Raw genomic sequence first — 14,203 nt, forward strand, 5'->3', positions numbered from 1 at the left:
AGCTATTTCCAGAGTGGTACACTCACCACATCCGTCTCAACCGTCTGGTTGCTGATGTGGAATGCACGATCGATAATGCGGATTTTGAATTTCATTTTCGTTGGAACAGCAGTTCCCAATCTCCGGAAACGTGCATTCAAATCCAGTTTCCCCTTGATAGGACCCGACTTCCCGTCCGTTTTAAGCAGCGGGAAAAACTTAAATCTGTCACCAGGCAAAATAGACTCAGACCAGGTGCTATCCTTATTCTGTGTCATTGTAACCAGCTCATAGTTGCCTTCCAGATTCCAGCCCGGCACATTCCGGTATTTTCTTGTAAAGGTCGAATCCTGCACATTCGCATTAGACGCACCAAGATCGCCGTCGCCGTCTTCGAAATCAATCGTAATAGTTACAACTTCGGTTTCCTGTGGAACGCCAAGAACAGAGTCCATCCTCGTCTCCTGCGAGATGCCATTATAATATATTGTTGGGGTATCGCTGAAATCGGGAATGTCGACACAGCCTGTCGATGCAGCCGCCAATAGTATGAACAAGGAAACTTTCAGCTTCATATGAGTTCTATTTTTAACTTTGCTTTTTTAGTATCTACGAAAGTAAGCGGATTGGAACTTCAAAACAATAAAACCATTGCCGAAATACGGGCAGGCCTGCGGGAACAGATCGTAACCGTCGAACCGGTCGATTTTGAGCCGCTTGCGCTCAGGGTTTTCCGTTTTCAGGCCGAATACAATCCTGTTTACAAGGAATATATCCGGCACCTGGGCGTCGATCCCACGCGGATTACCGCACTGACCGAAATCCCTTTCCTTCCAATCCAGTTTTTTAAAAATCATCGCGTCGCTACGGGGCATTCTTCGGACGCGCATGTAGTGTTTCAGAGCAGCGGAACTACCGGACAGGCCACAAGTCACCACCATCTTTACGACGAACCGCTTTACAAAGCTATTTCCTATCGTATTTTCCAGCATACCTATGGCGACCTGAACCACTTTCATATTCTCGCCCTGCTACCTTCATACCTTGAACGAAACAACTCTTCACTGGTGTATATGATGCAACATTTTATTGAGGAGAGCGAATCGGAATATTCGGGTTTTTACCTTAATAATGCCGGTGAAATGCTGCACCGCCTGCACCACCTTGCTGAGAACCCCGACGGAAAGGGCGTTCTGTTACTGGGCGTTACATTCGCCCTGCTGGACCTGGCGGAGAGCAGCTTCGATCTTTCGTTCCTGCAAAAAATCGAACACTTTACCGTTATGGATACCGGTGGAATGAAGGGGCGCCGCACGGAGTTGCTGCGGGAAGAGGTACACGACATGCTGACGGCAAGTTTTGGCGTGCCTGTGATCCACTCCGAATATGGAATGACGGAACTGCTTTCGCAAGGATATTCACAAGGGAATGGCCTGTTCAATCCCGGGCATTCGATGCGCATTCTGCTACGCGATATCAACGATCCGTTTGCGGTCAGCGATCACAACCTGGGTTCGTCCAAAACCGGCGGGATCAACGTGGTCGACCTGGCCAATCTGGATACCTGTTCGTTCATTGAGACGCAGGACCTGGGAAGGTTTGGAGAAAAACCCGGCACATTTTATGTGATGGGGCGTTTCGACAACTCGGATATCCGCGGCTGCAATTTAATGGTAATCTAAGTCGTTCAAATGTCCAGATTCGCAAATAACGATCGGTTACATTTTAATGTAAATTTAATCCCTTAAAGTGCGCTCTTAAATAGCCTGATACAGCGCTGGGCCCTATATAGAATCATTCTAACCAACTAACGAGTCAGAATATTTCCTAAATTAGCAGGCTATTCAAAATTGCATTTATCAAATGTAGAATTACACTTTGGATTGTTAACCTATATTAAGTATATCAGATGAAAAGACGTGATGCCCTTGGTCGTGTGGCACTATTAATGGGTGGCACACTCTCCGCGCCCACCATGCTGGCTTTTCTGGAAGGCTGTAAGTCTTCTACGGAAACTGCCTCAGCGATGACCTTTCCGTTCTCCGCGGACCGCAAGGCACTTGTTTCGGAAGTGGCTGAAATTATCATTCCCAAAACAGACACCCCGGGCGCAAAGGATGCCAAAGTGGGTGAGTTTATTGAAATGATGCTGAAAGACTGCTATGAGGCCAAAGATCAGGAAAGCTTTAACAAGGGTTTGGCAGAGTTAGAGAAGAAGGATTTCCTGAAAGCGAAGCCAGAAGAGCAAACCAAGATCCTGAAAGAAATGGAGGCCAATGCAAAAGAAGAGCTTTCCAAAGCAGGTGAAGAGAAGAAGAAATATACTGAGGCAGGCAAGGAATATACCGACGCCGGTGTGCCGTTTTTCCGTCTGATGAAGGAATTGACGTTGTTGGGTTACTTCACGTCCGAGCCAGGAGCTACCCAGGCGCTGGAATACGTCGCCGTTCCCGGTCGCTACGACGGTTGCATCGACCTGAAACCGGGCCAGAAAAACTGGGCAATGTAATCCCAAAATATTCAAGTAAGTGGCTGCCAAGGCCATATTTAAAAAAATTTGAAGCATATTCATCATGAATCTGAACATAAAAGCAACAAAACAAGCCACTTATGACGCGATAGTGGTTGGTTCGGGCATAAGCGGCGGATGGGCCGCAAAAGAGCTGACAGAGAAAGGCTTGAAAGTCCTGATGCTCGAAAGAGGCCGGGATATCAAGCATATTGTCGATTATAAAACTGCCACCCTCGCCCCCTGGGAACTCGAACACCGCGGCCGGGTAACCACAGTGGCAAAAGAAGAATACTGGGCTGGTATGCGCACAGGCTATACCGCCAACGAAGAGCACCGCTACCTCTTCGAAAATGACAAAGAAAATCCATACGAAGAAACACGGAAATTCGACTGGATCCGTGCATACCACGTAGGGGGCCGCTCCCTGCTGTGGGGTCGCCAGAGCTACCGCCTGAACGCCGCCGACTTCGAAGCAAACGGCAAAGAAGGCATCGGCGTAGACTGGCCGATCCGCTATGCCGACATCGCGCCGTGGTACGACTACGTGGAGAAATTCGCGGGTATCAGTGGTGCCAAAGATGGCCTGGATGTGCTGCCCGACGGCAATTACCTGCCTCCCATGCAAATGAACTGCGTGGAAAAGCACGTAAAAGGCGAGGTGGAGAAGAAATTTGCAGGCCGCCACATCATCATGGGCCGTGCTGCGCACCTTACCCAGCCGCAGGCATTCCATACCGAGCTCGGACGGGCGGCGTGCCAGTTCCGTAACATGTGTATGCGCGGATGTCCGTACGGAGGCTATTTCAGCACGCAGGCAGCTACGTTGCCCGCAGCGCAGAGAACCGGCAACCTCACATTACTCCCGGATACGATTGTTTCGGAAGTAATTTTCGACGACAAGCTGAATAAAGCAACCGGCGTGCGCGTGATCAACCAGAATACGCTCGAAACGAAGGAGTATTTTGCTAAAATCATCTTTATGAATGCTTCTGCTATCGCTTCTTCGTCGATCCTGATGAACTCGAAATCGAAGCGCTTCCCGAATGGATTGGGTAACGACAGCGACCAGCTGGGACGTAACATTATGGACCACCACCTGGCAGTAGGCGCAAGAGGCGATGTGGATGGTTTTGAAGACAAATACTATTTCGGACGCCGTGCGAACGGTATTTATATTCCACGTTATCGCAACTGGGGCAACGACAAGCGCGATTACGTACGCGGATTTGGCTACCAGGGTGGTGCGAGCCGCGAAAGCTGGGGCCGTGGCGTAGGAACAGACGGTTTCGGTGCCGACTTCAAAAAGGAAATCTCACAACCGGGCGGCTGGACCATGAATATCGGTGGTTTCGGTGAAATGATCCCTGACGAGAAAAACCGTTTCACATTGCACCCGACGAGAAAAGACAAATGGGGATTGCCCGTTGTCGTTTTCGATGCGGCTTATGGTGATAATGAGAAGAAAATGCGTCAGGACATGATGAACGACGCTGCTGAAATGCTTGAAGCAGCCGGCCTCAAAAATGTGACTCCTTATAATGACGAATCGAAACACCCGGGTATCGGCATCCACGAAATGGGTACTGCCCGTATGGGTAACGATCCTAAAACGTCCGTACTGAACAAGCACAACCAGGTTTGGGGTGCTGAGAACGTATATGTTACCGACGGATCGTTCATGACCTCGGCTTCCTGCGTGAACCCGTCGCTGACCTACATGGCGATGACCGCGCGCGCGGCAGACCACGCTGTGAAGGAGCTTAAAAAGATGAATGTATAACGGATTCCGATCCGAATTGCAATAAAAACCTCGCAGGTAAATCCTGCGGGGTTTTTTCTTTTTGGAAGTAACCCATTCCGGCTATTTATTAGTATTGCCTAAAAACATTTCCTAAACCGCCTTATTTTGAGAGAAACCACTACCCTGCCGCCTCAACGAGTCTCGTCTGTCGACGCCTACCGTGGATTTGTGATGTTCCTGATGATGGCCGAAGTATTGCGGTTCAGCAGAGTTGCCGAGGCATTCCCGGACAGCGCTTTCTGGGCGTTCATGGATTTTCACCAGAGCCACGTGCCCTGGGTAGGCTGTTCGTTACACGATTTGATCCAACCTTCATTTTCCTTTCTGGTAGGTGTGGCATTACCCTATTCGATGGCAAGCCGCGCAAGCAAAAGCGAATCGGTTTCGATGATGTGGCTGCACACGATCCGGCGGTCGCTGATACTTGTGTTCCTGGGCATTTTCTTGCGCTCAATGCACTCAGAGCAAACCAATTTTACATTCGAAGACACCCTGACGCAAATCGGCCTCGGCTACCCAATCCTTTTTGCACTGGGATTTGCTTCCGAAAAGATCCAACGGGACGCGCTAGCCTGGGGCGCATTGGGTGTCATTCTGATCGGTTACGCGGCCGCATTTGCCTTGTACCCGCTCCCTGCCCTCGATTTCGACTGGTCGCAGACCGGTACTACCGCCGACTGGGAACATAACCTTAAAGGTTTCGCAGCGCATTGGAACAAAAATACCAATGCAGCCTGGGCATTCGACCGCTGGTTCCTGAACCTCTTCCCGCGCGAAAAGCCGTTCGAGTTCAATGGTGGCGGTTACAGCACGTTGAGCTTTATCCCTACACTCGGGACGATGATACTAGGTTTGATCGCCGGGAAATGGCTGAAATCGGCGACGTCGTATGCGTGGTTGCTGAAACGGTTTGTCGTAACTTCCGCTATACTTTTGATACTGGCACTACTGCTCCATTTCACGGGCCTTAACCCGATCGTGAAACGCATTTGGACGCCGGCATGGACACTTTTCAGCGGTGGCTGCGCATTTTTGCTACTTGCCGCATTCTATTTTGTGGTGGATGTAAAAGAAAACAAATCCTGGTTCTTCCCGCTGATCGTGATCGGGACCAACTCCATTGCGGCCTACATCATCGCCGACGGCTTTGGCAGCTTCATTCGTGGATCGTTTAAAATACATTTGGGGCAGCATTACGACGCCGTTTTTGGGGATGGTTATGCATCGCTGATCAGTGGTGCGCTGATCCTCCTGGTCGAATGGCTGATCCTGCGGTGGATGTACAAAAAGAAGATTTTTATCAAGATATGACTTGTGCACCTATCTTTGGGCATATTCTCAACTATTCTCACATGCTGAAACTGCAAGCTGTACATCATATCGCAATCATTTGCTCCGACTACCCGAAGTCGAAACAATTTTATACAGAGATTCTTGGATTTAATATTGACAGGGAAGTTTTCCGGGATGCGCGGGATTCGTACAAGCTCGACCTTTCGCTGAATGGTCAATACATCATCGAATTATTCTCGTTTCCGTCGCCGCCCGCACGCGTATCGCGCCCGGAAGCTTGCGGGCTCAGGCATATTGCATTCCAGGTAGATAATGTAGAAGAAGCGATCGCCGATTTAAATGCAAAGGACATTTATCCCGAACCGGTTCGGATCGACGAATTTACAGGCAAAAAGTTCACCTTCTTCGCAGATCCCGACGACCTGCCTATTGAATTATATGAAATTTAAGAAAAAAGTTGAAGGTCAGGCTGCCGCCGTAAGACCGTAGCTGCGGTGGGTACCCGATTCGAGCTTACAAAGCATTTCGTAAAACTCCGACGTACGCGTAAGGTGCTCATCCATGAGGCGTTGCGCCTCGGGTTCCCGATCGAGATAATGGCGAAGCGATTTGTAAAGTTGTAGCGTGGCCGCTTCAATTTTTTTGAGGCACGAAGCAACTTCTTCCTTGCCATTCGCATTTTCAAGCAATTGCAAGGAAGCATGCGAAGCGATCTGATTTTGATCTGCTAGCTCCTTGTCGTTGAGAAAACATTTGAAATAATCGTATACAGCACGGATTTCCTTCTGAAAGAGGACTGCGCTTACATGTCCCTGGCTGAGCACACGCCTGAACGGTCCCATACCATCTTTTTTCAATGCTTCCAGATACAGAACTTCCCGTTTCTTCTGCTCATTCCATAACGCCCTGATCATCAGAATGAACTCATTTCCTTTGCTCTCCTCCATATGCCGTAAAAGTTAAAGCGTTGTAGAAAAACTTCTCAAAAAATTGTACCCGAATTGGGGTCAAAGCCTCCTTTTAATGGTATTTAAACACTAATTCTTTTTTAAATCACAGAAATTGTTTATTAAACTTTTTTCAAAATATCAGGCACAATTTCGAACGCATTTTGTGGGCAAATTTCGCCATAGCTGTGTGCGGCGAGATGGGGAAATGGGGACTGACCAAACCACATACCTGCGGGCATTTTTTTGTCCTGACAAGAAAGCGGCTAACTTTGCTGGCTTTACAATATTTGAGCGCTATCGCGGTTTTTTTACTTAGCATCAGCGAAAGCCTAATACAAATTCTGAATATGTCCAAAATACAGTTCCATATTGGCCTCATTACGATTTCACTTGTCAGCGCGTGTAAAACCGCGGCCCCGCCCAAGCAAACGGTAGCCGAAACACAGCCGCTGCTCGAAATTGGAAAGGAGCAATTTTCAATCGATGATTATCAGGATTCCTACAATAAAAACAAGTTTGCATCCGATTCGACCAAAGCGCTAAGCCCTGAAGAATACCTCCCACTTTATACCGACCTGAAAATCAAGGTACTTCAAGCCAAATCAGAGGGAAAAGATACCACGCTGGATTACCGTGAAGAAATTGCTTCTTACCGCGATCAGCTGGCGAAAAACCATTTGGTAGATAAAGATTTAGTAGAAAAACTGACCAACGAGGCCTATAATCGTCTGAAACAGGAAGTTAGAGCATCGCATATCCTGGTTGGCGTCTCGGAAGACGCCTCACCTGCAGACACGCTCGAAGCTTACCGGGCAGCGATTGCCCTCCGTGGGCGCCTTGAAGAAGGTACTGATTTTGCCGATATGGCCGCACGTTTCTCGAAAGATCCGGCTGCGAAGACTACAAAGGGCGATTTGGGTTACTTTACGGCGTTCCAGACGCTCTATCCCATCGAAACAGCTGCTTACGCATTGCCTGTGGGCAAAGTATCGCAGCCCGTCAGAACAAAAGCGGGCTACCACCTCATCAAAGTCAACGACCGCCGCACCAACAGGGGCATGGTCCGCGTGGCGCATATCATGGTGAAAGTGGATACCGCCGGTACGCCGGCTCAGAAGGAATCGGCCAGGGCGCGAATCGAAGCGGCTTATACGCAATTACAGAACGGCACGGAGTGGAATATGGTGGTTGAAAAATATTCCGACGACCGCGAATCGAGAAAGAATGGGGGATTGCTGCCGATGTTCGGTACAGGCCAGATGGTGCCTGAGATCGAGGAAGCAGCATTTGCGTTGACCCGTCCTCAATCCTATTCCCAGCCGATACTGACCATGTACGGATGGCACATTATCCGCCTGGTCGAAAAACGTCCGATCGAAACGCTGGCGAATATGGCCCCGTCGCTCCGCAAAAAGGTAGTGACCGATTCACGCAGCAAAGTCATCGAGCAAGCTAACGCAAAGCGGCTACGGGCAAAATATGCCGTGCAGGAAGCCGCCGACCAATGGCAGCAAGTAGCCACACTGGCCGATAGTACACTCCGGACAGGGAAATGGGACTACCAACGGGCCGTTTCAGCTGATTGGTCGACAATTACGCTGTTCCGGATCGAGCAGCAGCCTTACGACGCTTTGTCATTTCTGAATTACGTCAAACGCAAACAGCAGCCCCGCCCGAAAGACGCATCGCCAGCCGTTGTTTTCAACCGTTTTTACAGCGATTACGTCACCGAATCGCTGGTGGAATATGAAAAAGAGCATTTAGAAGAGACCAATCCGGAGTTCCGCGGCCTGATGAACGAAATCCGCGAAGGCGTACTCCTTTCGCAGATTATGGAAGAGCAGGTTTGGCAGCGTTCACTTTCCGACTCCACCGGGCAGCGTGCCTTTTACGAGCGAAACAAGGAGCGTTACAACTACCCCGAGCGTGCATTCGCCACCGTCGTAGCGGCAAAAGACACGCAAACTTTGAACAGCGTAAAAAAAACGCTGGCAAGCAGCCCCTATAAACTGGAAAGAAAATCGAAGGAGCTGCTGTTCCAGGTAAATTCCGCAGAAATAGGCAACCAGCAGCTGGAAGCGCTGAATGACCTTTATATTATCATGGAAAAAAACGCAGATTATGTCGTTGAAATAGCCGGGTACCGCTCCGCCGACGAGCCGGAAATCATCTCGTCAACCCGCGCCCGCAATGTTGTGAAATATTTAAATGCACGAAACATCCCAATTCTGCGTATCATAGAAAAAGACTACGGTTCTTTCAGGCAATCGGCCGAGCCGGAGCGCAACCGCAGGGTAGCCTTCCAGTTTTACAGCCAGTCGAAAAGCGATGTGGAAAAGGTTTATAATACCGATGCTCCCGGGACAGTCACGATCCGCGAAGGCTATTTCCCGAAAACCGATGCGTTGTTCGCCGGTTTTAAATGGCAGGCTGGCGAGCAGACGGCAAACGGCAACGGAAGTTTCCTATGGGCGAATGTGGTGAGAATAGACCCGCCCCGCCCGAAAACTTTCCCGGAAGCGCGGGGAACGGTGATTAACGATTACCAAAAAGAGCTGGAAAAGCAGTGGCTTGCCAGGTTACAGGGAAAATTCCCGGTCAAAGTCAATGCACAGGAATTAGAAAAAATTAAGCGTTAGCCGTATTTTAGCATTTGTAAATCGAATCTGTTTCATTTTTAGGAGTTTAATTCAATAAAACCCGCAATAATCCAAATCAGCATACAAGGAAAATATGAAAGTAAATAAATGGATCGGGGCTCATTTGATAGCCGCTTTCATGCTCTTGATCAGCGTGATAAGCTACGGACAAGGTCAGCAGGGAGTGAGCCTGGACAAAATCATCGCGAGGGTCGATAATCACTACATCCTGAATTCGGAGCTGGAAGACATGTACAACCAGTACAAAGCCGAGGGAAGGACGGCGCCTGAAAAATGCCAGTTGCTTGAATCCCTGATCATCAACAAAATGCTGCTCGCGAAAGCGGAAATCGACTCCGTGTCCGTGGAGGACAAGGAAGTCGACGGAGAGCTGAATGGGAAGATGAACTACATGATCCAGCGCTTCGGTTCAGAAAAGAACATTGTTGAAGCCTATGGAAAAAGCATTGAAAACCTGAAAAACGAGCTTCGTCAGCAGGTTAAGGAGCAAAAAATCGTTGAGAAAATGCAGCGCACGATCTCGGGCAATGTAAAGATTACACCGGCGGAGGTCCGTAAATTCTTTAATGGCATCCCCAAAGACAGCTTACCTTACATTCCTTCGGAAGTGGAAGTTGGCCATATCGTCAAAAAAGGAACGGTTACGCGCGAGCAAAAAGAAAAACTGAGGCAGCAATTGCTGGAACTTAAAGCGCGGGCTGAAAAAGGGGAAGATTTCGCCATGCTGGCGCAGATTTATTCGGAGGATTTGGGTTCGGCCAAAATTGGCGGTGACCTGGGTTTTGCGAAACGCGGTGCGATGGTACCCGAGTTCGAAGGTGCTGCACTGGCACTGAAACCCGGGGAAATGTCCGGAATCGTAGAATCGCAATTCGGCTTTCACCTTATTAAACTTATCGAAACAAGAGGTGCGGAATACCACGCCAGGCACATCCTCCTTCGCCCCGATTACAATAAGGGCACAGACATGACCCAGGCAACGCGCGCGCTCGACAGTCTCCGTACGCTTATTAAGAGTGATACATTGAAATTTGCCAAAGCAGCCCTCAATAACTCCGACGACAAAGAAACTGCCGAATCCGGAGGCCTTATCCAGGACAGAAGCACAGGACAGTCGAAACTGACACTCGACGCCTCCATGGACCCGGCGCTATATTTTGCGATCGATACCATGAAAGTAGGCGATTTGAGTATGCCCGTTTCGTACCGTCTGGAAGACGGGAGCAGCGCCATGCGTATCCTTTGGTACAAAAGCAAATCGGAACCGCATACCGCTAACCTCCGCGACGACTACGAGAAATTGTCTCAAATCGTACTAAGCAACAAACGGAACAATGCGCTGGAAGAGTGGTTCAAAAAAGCGCAAGGCGACGTTTATATCAGCATCGAACCCGAATACAGAAATTGTAAAGTACTTGGGCTGACCGCCAACGCCGACGATTTATAGCGGTAAAACTGCGGTAATCATTGCTTTTAACGAGTAGGAATCTAACCAAACATAACGTGAAGTATTCATCGGACGTAGAAGCTGCCGAAGCTATGAAAGTAGCTTATGATAAAATCCGGAGTGAGATCGGGAAAGTGATTATCGGACAGGATGAAGTTGTTAAAAGACTGCTCACCGCCATTTTCTGCCAGGGACACTGCTTACTGGTAGGGGTTCCGGGGCTCGCGAAAACGCTTCTGATCCAAACCATTGCTTCTTCTCTCGACCTGAATTTCAACCGGATCCAGTTCACGCCCGATTTGATGCCTTCCGATATTCTTGGCTCGGAAACGCTCGATCAGAACCGCAATTTCAAATTCATCAAGGGGCCGATTTTCGCTAATATCATCCTTGCCGATGAAATCAACCGGACACCGCCCAAGACGCAATCGGCGTTGCTGGAAGCGATGCAAGAGTATTCGGTGACCATTGCCGGTGCGAAACACCCGCTCGACAGGCCTTTTTTCGTGCTCGCCACCCAAAACCCGATCGAACAGGAAGGCACTTATCCCCTGCCGGAAGCACAACTCGACCGTTTCATGTTCATGATCCAGCTCGATTATCCTTCGTACGCAGAGGAGGTCAATATTGTAAAGAGTACCACCACGGATGTTCGCTACGAGGTCACAAAAGTGATCAGCTCCGAAGAGATCACGGATTTCCAGCACCTCGTGCGACGCGTGCCGGTAACCGACCATGTGATCGAATATGCGGTAAAACTGGTGCATAAAACCCGCCCGAATGGCAGTCTCGCAATTAAGGATACCAACGACTACCTCGAATGGGGTGCTGGTCCGCGGGCTTCTCAGGCATTAATCCTCTCTGCAAAATGCAATGCATTGCTTTCGGGGAAATATTCGCCGGATATCGAAGACGTGAAAGCAGTTGCCTCGCCGGTTTTACGCCACCGCATCATCCGCAACTTCAAGGCCGAGGCCGAAGGTATTTCGGTGGACGACATTATCGGGAGACTGCTTTAAAGCATCTTTCCGGTCAGTAAGAATTTACGATTTTAATATGATGGGTTTGTGTCGTTCGCGGATGGCACAAACTTTTGTTTTATAGGCAAATCAATTATTCACATCATCATCATGGCGACGATTCTAGGCAAAAACTTCATAGGCTACGCTTTATCGGCTGAAAGCGAAAGGCAATTCAAGGCTTATGTCCCGGCAACAGACAGTTACCTTCCTGAAACTTTCCAATGCGCGACCGTTGAGGAAGTAAATAAAACAATGGAACTTGCTGAAAAAGCATTCGACAACTATTCACAAGTGCCGCCAGCGGAACGCGCCGCATTCCTCATCGCCATTACCGAAGAAATACTCGGATTAGGTGACCAGCTGCTCGAACGAGCCAGCCAGGAAACGGGCCTACCCATTGCCCGGCTGCAAGGCGAACGCGCCCGCACCGTCAACCAGCTGACGCAATTTGCGGAACTTTTGCGGGAAGGTTCGTGGGTGGAAGCTTCCATCGACACCGCCCTACCGGACCGCTCGCCGGCTCCAAAACCCGATATCCGCAAAATGCTGGTCCCGATCGGGCCGGTGATCGTATTTGGTTCAAGCAATTTCCCATTTGCCTATTCGGTGGCCGGGGTGGATCCCGGGCCTGCATTAGCTGCCGGTAACCCGGTCATCGTAAAGGCCCACCCCGCACACCCGGGCGTGAGCGATCTGACCGCACAGGCGATCGTACGCGCGGCCCAACGCACAGGCATGCCCGACGGCACGTTTTCCATGCTTTATGACGATGGATTCGAAGTCGGCACCGCATTAGTGAAGCATCCGGCCAGCAAGGCTGTCGGGTTTACAGGCTCATACCGGGGCGGGATGGCACTGTACCGGCTTGTGCAGGAGCGTGAAGAGCCTATCCCGGTATTTGCCGAAATGGGCAGCGTAAACCCGATCGTGGTTTTGCCCGAATATCTGAAAAACAATGCCGTTCAACTCGGTAAAACGCTGGCCAGCTCAGTGAGCCTCGGCGCCGGACAGTTCTGCACAAATCCGGGGTTAGTATTTACTACAAAAACAGAAGGACTGGAAGCATTTCAGGATTCCTATAAAAACGAAATCCTGCGCACGCCTTCGGCCACCATGCTGACGGCGGGGATTTGTAAAACCTATTCCAAATTGCGCGGAGAAGCGTTGGAGCAACCGGAAGTTTCAGCATTGGCTATTTCGGAAATCCATTCGGAAGCCCAAAACCAGGCAGAGGCGTCCATCGCGTTGGTTTCGGGCAAAAACTTTATTGCCAATCCAAAATTGCATGAAGAAGTTTTCGGGCCGTTCTCGCTGCTGATTGTCTGTGATAATACCGATGAATTATACGACGCTGTGTCGCATTTGAAAGGCCAGCTCACAGCCACATTGATCGCGGAAGAAGCGGAAGTAGCACAATACCCAAAAATCGTGCGGCAACTGGCCAAAATATCCGGCCGTTTTATCATGAACGGCGTGCCTACCGGCGTCGAAGTTTGCCCGTCCATTCACCACGGCGGGCCGTTCCCGGCTACGGCAGATTCCAAATTTACATCGGTGGGAAGACATTCAATTCTGCGGTTCGTACGGCCGCAATCCTTTCAGAACTGGCCGGATTCGCTCCTACCCGACGAATTGAAGAACAGCAACCCGCTGGGTATATTCAGACTGGTCGACAACGTCCAGACCAGGGAAGCTATTCACTAAACAGCGATTCGGGATAACCTACTTCCACAAGAAACAAACCTTCCGCCGGGGCCTGGGCTCCGGCGTTTTTTCTGTTACGCGAAAGGATTACCTGTTCAAAATCATCGACCGTGATTTTATGACGACCTACTTCCAGCATCGTTCCGACCAAAGCTCGTACCATTCCGCGCAAAAAGCGATTCGCCTTGACATGGAACACGAGCATGTTACCCGATTCCACCCAGCGCGACTCGGTGATCGTACAGCGGAAGTTATTTACGTTCGTGTGAATCTTACTGAAACTTTCAAAATCGTTATGGATCAGCAGCAACGCCGCCGCTTCATTCATACGGGCTACATCCAGGTTTCGCCGCATTTGAGTGGCCAAATCGAACAGGAAGGGATTTTTTTGATAGGTAATGCGGTATTCATATTTTCGGTGAGTGGCCACAAACCTTGAATGCACCTCATCACCTACCCGGATAATCCGTTGAATCGCTACATCTTTGGGAACCAGGGCATTCAGTTTATAAACCAGCAGTTCGGCATCCGCAATTGCTTCCGGCAAATCAAAATGGGCAAATTGTTGTTCTGCATGAACACCCGCGTCGGTGCGGCTGCTACCCGTGAGCTCGACGGGCATTCTCAGGATTTTAGCAAGGGCTTCTTCCAGCACCTGCTGGACGCCCAAGGCATTGTTCTGCTTTTGCCAGCCGTTATAGGCCGTACCGCGATAATTGAATTCTAGGAAATAGCGCATTTTGCAAAATTAAGCCAAACCTCGGGATTTACGATTTCGCACAGCCGATTGCGGAATTTGCGGGAAGAAGGTTAACTTTGAAAATTGGAAAATTTC

The 14,203-nt window shown here is 49.7% G+C and carries 12 protein-coding genes; 9 read left to right on the plus strand and 3 right to left on the minus strand.

All coding sequences use genetic code 11. The features are described from left to right. Positions 1-2: 2 nt before the first annotated feature. Positions 3-554: a hypothetical protein gene (locus tag ACTJJJ_RS21925; RefSeq protein WP_440703034.1), complete on the minus strand. Its 552-nt coding sequence runs from the start codon at positions 552-554 to the stop codon at positions 3-5. A gap of 51 nt (positions 555-605) precedes the next feature. Here ACTJJJ_RS21925 and ACTJJJ_RS21930 point away from each other — a divergent pair, with 51 nt between their 5' ends. From ACTJJJ_RS21930 to gloA2, 5 genes are all read left to right on the plus strand, one after another. Then, on the plus strand, positions 606-1,661 hold the full coding sequence (locus ACTJJJ_RS21930; protein WP_440703478.1) for a LuxE/PaaK family acyltransferase: 1,056 nt from the start codon (positions 606-608) through the stop codon (positions 1,659-1,661). A 227-nt stretch (positions 1,662-1,888) separates the two neighbouring features. After that, on the plus strand, positions 1,889-2,488 hold the full coding sequence (locus ACTJJJ_RS21935) for a gluconate 2-dehydrogenase subunit 3 family protein (protein ID WP_426295776.1): 600 nt from the start codon (positions 1,889-1,891) through the stop codon (positions 2,486-2,488). Between the two features lie 64 nt (positions 2,489-2,552). After that, positions 2,553-4,271: a GMC family oxidoreductase gene (locus tag ACTJJJ_RS21940; protein ID WP_188935636.1), complete on the plus strand. Its 1,719-nt coding sequence runs from the start codon at positions 2,553-2,555 to the stop codon at positions 4,269-4,271. A gap of 126 nt (positions 4,272-4,397) precedes the next feature. Beyond that, positions 4,398-5,603, plus strand: a complete 1,206-nt coding sequence (locus ACTJJJ_RS21945) for an acyltransferase family protein (protein ID WP_440703035.1) — start codon at positions 4,398-4,400, stop codon at positions 5,601-5,603. 41 nt (positions 5,604-5,644) lie between these two features. Then, the gene (gene gloA2 / locus ACTJJJ_RS21950) at positions 5,645-6,034 is read left to right on the plus strand and encodes an SMU1112c/YaeR family gloxylase I-like metalloprotein (RefSeq protein ID WP_188935638.1); all 390 of its coding nucleotides are present in this window, start codon (positions 5,645-5,647) and stop codon (positions 6,032-6,034) included. A gap of 15 nt (positions 6,035-6,049) precedes the next feature. Here gloA2 and ACTJJJ_RS21955 read toward each other — a convergent pair whose 3' ends face one another. Further along, positions 6,050-6,532 (minus strand): hypothetical protein, encoded by a 483-nt coding sequence (locus tag ACTJJJ_RS21955; protein ID WP_188935640.1) that lies wholly within the window; start codon positions 6,530-6,532, stop codon positions 6,050-6,052. 350 nt (positions 6,533-6,882) lie between these two features. On the opposite strand from ACTJJJ_RS21955, the gene ACTJJJ_RS21960 reads away from it, so the two are divergent. From ACTJJJ_RS21960 to ACTJJJ_RS21975, 4 genes are all read left to right on the plus strand, one after another. After that, entirely contained in the window at positions 6,883-9,174 is a 2,292-nt protein-coding gene (locus tag ACTJJJ_RS21960) for a peptidylprolyl isomerase (RefSeq protein ID WP_440703036.1), read from the plus strand. A 94-nt stretch (positions 9,175-9,268) separates the two neighbouring features. Continuing rightward, positions 9,269-10,642 carry a peptidylprolyl isomerase gene (locus ACTJJJ_RS21965; protein WP_188935643.1) on the plus strand — a complete coding sequence of 458 codons (1,374 nt, stop codon included), beginning with the start codon at positions 9,269-9,271 and terminating at the stop codon, positions 10,640-10,642. A gap of 56 nt (positions 10,643-10,698) precedes the next feature. Beyond that, positions 10,699-11,661 (plus strand): AAA family ATPase, encoded by a 963-nt coding sequence (locus ACTJJJ_RS21970; RefSeq protein ID WP_188935645.1) that lies wholly within the window; start codon positions 10,699-10,701, stop codon positions 11,659-11,661. 111 nt (positions 11,662-11,772) lie between these two features. Next, positions 11,773-13,368 (plus strand): aldehyde dehydrogenase (NADP(+)), encoded by a 1,596-nt coding sequence (locus ACTJJJ_RS21975; protein WP_440703037.1) that lies wholly within the window; start codon positions 11,773-11,775, stop codon positions 13,366-13,368. Here the strand turns inward: ACTJJJ_RS21975 and truA are convergent. Continuing rightward, positions 13,358-14,107, minus strand: a complete 750-nt coding sequence (gene truA / locus ACTJJJ_RS21980) for a tRNA pseudouridine(38-40) synthase TruA (protein ID WP_188935649.1) — start codon at positions 14,105-14,107, stop codon at positions 13,358-13,360. The genes ACTJJJ_RS21975 and truA overlap by 11 nt on opposite strands. Positions 14,108-14,203 lie beyond the last annotated feature (96 nt).

The sequence above is a fragment of the Dyadobacter sp. 22481 genome, assembly GCF_052044875.1.
GTDB lineage: Bacteria > Bacteroidota > Bacteroidia > Cytophagales > Spirosomataceae > Dyadobacter > Dyadobacter endophyticus.